This window comes from Polynucleobacter sp. 35-46-11 (genome assembly GCF_002281105.1).
This window is the reverse complement of record NZ_NCFJ01000281.1, coordinates 1-3,398: the sequence shown is the minus strand read 5'-3', so window position 1 is coordinate 3,398 and position 3,398 is coordinate 1. Positions and strand designations below refer to the sequence as shown.

Annotated in this window: 3 protein-coding genes; all 3 read left to right on the top strand. The window is 45.1% G+C overall.

What is annotated here, in order from left to right; all coding sequences use genetic code 11:
- Window positions 1-12: 12 nt before the first annotated feature.
- From tig to clpX, 3 genes are read left to right on the top strand one after another with little or no spacing between them, the layout of a single operon-like run.
- Window positions 13-1,350 (top strand): trigger factor, encoded by a 1,338-nt coding sequence (tig, locus tag B7Y67_RS13485; protein ID WP_293599094.1) that lies wholly within the window; start codon window positions 13-15, stop codon window positions 1,348-1,350.
- 27 nt (window positions 1,351-1,377) lie between these two features.
- Window positions 1,378-2,007, top strand: a complete 630-nt coding sequence (gene clpP, locus B7Y67_RS13480) for an ATP-dependent Clp endopeptidase proteolytic subunit ClpP (protein WP_215303623.1) — start codon at window positions 1,378-1,380, stop codon at window positions 2,005-2,007.
- 27 nt (window positions 2,008-2,034) lie between these two features.
- Complete coding sequence (clpX, locus tag B7Y67_RS13475) at window positions 2,035-3,396, top strand: ATP-dependent Clp protease ATP-binding subunit ClpX (RefSeq protein ID WP_293599093.1); 1,362 nt, start codon at window positions 2,035-2,037, stop codon at window positions 3,394-3,396.
- Window positions 3,397-3,398: the final 2 nt, after the last annotated feature.

The following is a 3,398-nucleotide window of genomic DNA, read 5'->3' as shown; positions in this document are numbered from 1 at the left end:
TAAGAGACGAGAATGGCTGTGCAGATAGAAAATTTAGGTCAGTTAGACCGCAAAGTGACCTTAGAGTTCGCTCGTGCCGATTTGGCTAAGGCAAGAGAAACCCAATTGGCTAAATTGGGTAAGACCATGAAAGCTCCAGGCTTCCGTCCAGGCAAAGTGCCTAAGAATATGGTTGAAAAGCAGTACGGTATGCAAGTGGATTTTGAGCTGCAGTTCGATAAAGCTCAAGAACTCTTCTTTGAGTTGGCTAAAAAGGAAAATATCCTTCTAGCCGGTCAACCACGCCTTGACCCAAAATCAGAATTAGACGCAGACAACATTGTGTTTGATGCCTACTTTGAAGTATTGCCAGAAGTAAAGATTGGCGACTTCAGTACAGCAGAAGTGACTAAGTACACAACCGATATTTCTGATGCAGAAATTGATCGCGCATTAGATGTATTGCGTAAGCAGCAAGTTCATTACCACCCACGTGGTGAAGCCGGTGCACATGGTGATGGCGGTGCAAATACTGCAGCACAAGCTGGCGACCAGGTTGTAATCGACTTCGTTGGCAAGATCGACGGCGTTGAATTTGCTGGCGGTAAAGCTGAAAACTTTGAGTACGTTCTTGGTGAAGGCCGTATGCTCCCAGAATTTGAGGCTGCCACACTGGGCCTCAAAGCAGGTGAGAGCAAGACTTTCCCATTAAGCTTCCCAGCGGATTACCACGGCAAAGATGTCGCTGGTAAGACTGCCGATTTCACTATCACTGTGAAGTCAGTCAATTGGGCGCACCTGCCAGCAGTTGATGATGCTTTCGCATTGTCCATGGGCGTTGCTGAAGGTGGCGTTGCTAAGATGCGCGAAGAAGTAAAAGAAAATTTAGAGCGTGAAACCAAACGTCGTATTACCTCCTTGCTAAAAGGTGAAGTAATGGAAAAGCTCAACAGCCTTTGCGAGCTCGATGCACCAAAGTCTTTGGTTGCTCAAGAGCAAGAGCGTTTAGTTGAATCTGCCCGTCAAGACTTGATGCAGCGTGGCATTCCAAATGCTAAAGACGCTCCAATTCCTGCTGAGATGTTTGCTGAGCAAGCTATCAAGCGTGTTCGCCTTGGCTTGATATTGAGCGACTTGGTTAAGCAGCAAAACTTGGCTGCTACAGCTGATCAAATTAAAGCTGAGATTGATGAGCAAGCTGCCACTTACGAAGATCCAAAAGAAGTGGTACGTTGGTTCTATAGCAACCCAAGCCGCCTCAAAGATATCGAGAACTTGGTATTGGAAGATAACGTGATTAATTATTTCACTTCGCAAGCTAAAGTGATTGATAAAGCGGTTACTTTCGAAGAACTCAGCAAGCTCAATTAAGTATTTAACAAATAAAGGCCTGATCACATGAACCAGAATCATTTCCAGTCTGAGAATCTAGAACCCCAAGGTTTGGGTTTAGTTCCCATGGTGATTGAAACCTCTGGTAGAGGTGAGAGGGCCTATGACATTTACTCTCGTTTACTAAGAGAACGGGTTGTGTTCTTGGTTGGCGAAGTAAATGATCAAACTGCAAACTTAGTGATTGCCCAGTTGCTATTCCTTGAGAGCGAGAACCCAGATAAAGAAATCTCTCTGTACATCAACTCTCCTGGTGGTTCTGTATCTGCTGGATTGGCGATCTATGACACCATGCAATTCATCAAGCCACACGTAAGTACTTTGTGTATGGGTATGGCTGCCAGCATGGGTGCATTCTTATTGTGTGCAGGTGAGAAGGGCAAACGTTACGCATTGCCGAATTCACGTGTCATGATTCATCAGCCATTAGGTGGCGCACGTGGTCAAGCTTCTGATATTGAAATTCAAGCTCGTGAAATTCTGTACTTGCGTGAGCGTTTGAATAAGATTCTCTCTGAACGCACTGGCCAATCTATTGAAACGATTGCTAAAGATACGGATCGCGATAACTTCATGTCTGCAGATCAAGCTCAAGAGTATGGCTTGATTGATAAAGTCATCGACAAACGTCCTTAATCACTACTTCTCATTTAGACGGCCATCTTGAGCGATATCAACACCACCAATAGCGCAGATAAAGTTTTGTATTGCTCTTTCTGCGGTAAGAGCCAACACGAAGTAAAGAAGTTGATTGCTGGCCCATCTGTTTTCATTTGTGATGAGTGCATTGACCTCTGTACTGACATCATTCAAGAAGAGCTCTCTAAACTTCCCAAAGTGGAGGGCGATGACTCTTTGCCAACACCGCATCAGATTCGTGAAAATCTGGATCAGTACGTTATTGGCCAAGATCATGCCAAGAAGACATTAGCGGTTGCGGTCTACAACCATTACAAGCGTTTGCAGTACTTGCCAAAACCTAAAAAAGAGAAGCTCGATAAAGACGGCAAAGCTGTCGAGCCAGCTGATAAGAAAGAGTCTAAAGTTCCTGCCAAGGCTATGGTTGATGGTGTTGAACTAGCAAAGAGCAATATTTTGCTAATTGGTCCGACTGGCTCCGGCAAAACTTTATTGGCTCAGACTTTGGCTCGAATGCTTGATGTGCCCTTTGTCATGGCTGACGCAACCACACTAACTGAAGCAGGCTATGTTGGTGAAGACGTTGAAAATATTATTCAGAAGTTGTTGCAGGCTTGTGATTACAACGTTGAAAAAGCCCAGCGTGGCATTGTTTACATTGATGAGATCGATAAGATCTCCCGCAAATCAGATAACCCATCCATTACTCGTGACGTATCAGGCGAAGGTGTTCAGCAAGCCCTGTTAAAGCTGGTTGAGGGCACGATGGCCTCTGTTCCGCCTCAAGGTGGTCGTAAGCACCCAAATCAAGATTTCTTACAAGTTGATACAACCAACATCTTATTTATCTGTGGCGGTGCTTTTGACGGCTTGGAAAAGGTCATTCAGCAGCGTACCGCTAAGACTGGCATTGGATTTAATGCCACGGTCCCCGGTAAAGATGATCGTGGCGTTAGCGACCTCTTAATTGAGGTTGAACCAGAAGATTTAATTAAGTTTGGTCTGATTCCTGAATTGATTGGTCGTCTGCCAGTTGTGGCAACTCTGGCGCAATTGGATGAAACAGCCTTGATTCAGATCCTAACAGAGCCTAAGAATGCCTTGGTTAAGCAATATCAAGCACTATTGACGATGGAAGGCTCTGAGCTTGAGGTTCGCCCAGCAGCACTGTCAGCCATTGCCAAGAAGGCTATTGCACGCAAAACTGGTGCACGTGGACTGCGTTCTATTCTTGAGGGTTCCCTCATGGATGTGATGTATGACCTACCATCTTTAAAGAATGTTCAAAAGGTGGTCATCGATGAGAGCACTATTGCGGAGGGCGGAAAGCCCATTTTGGTCTACAAGCAAGGTGATGAATCTACAGAAATGAGCAAAAAAGCCTAATT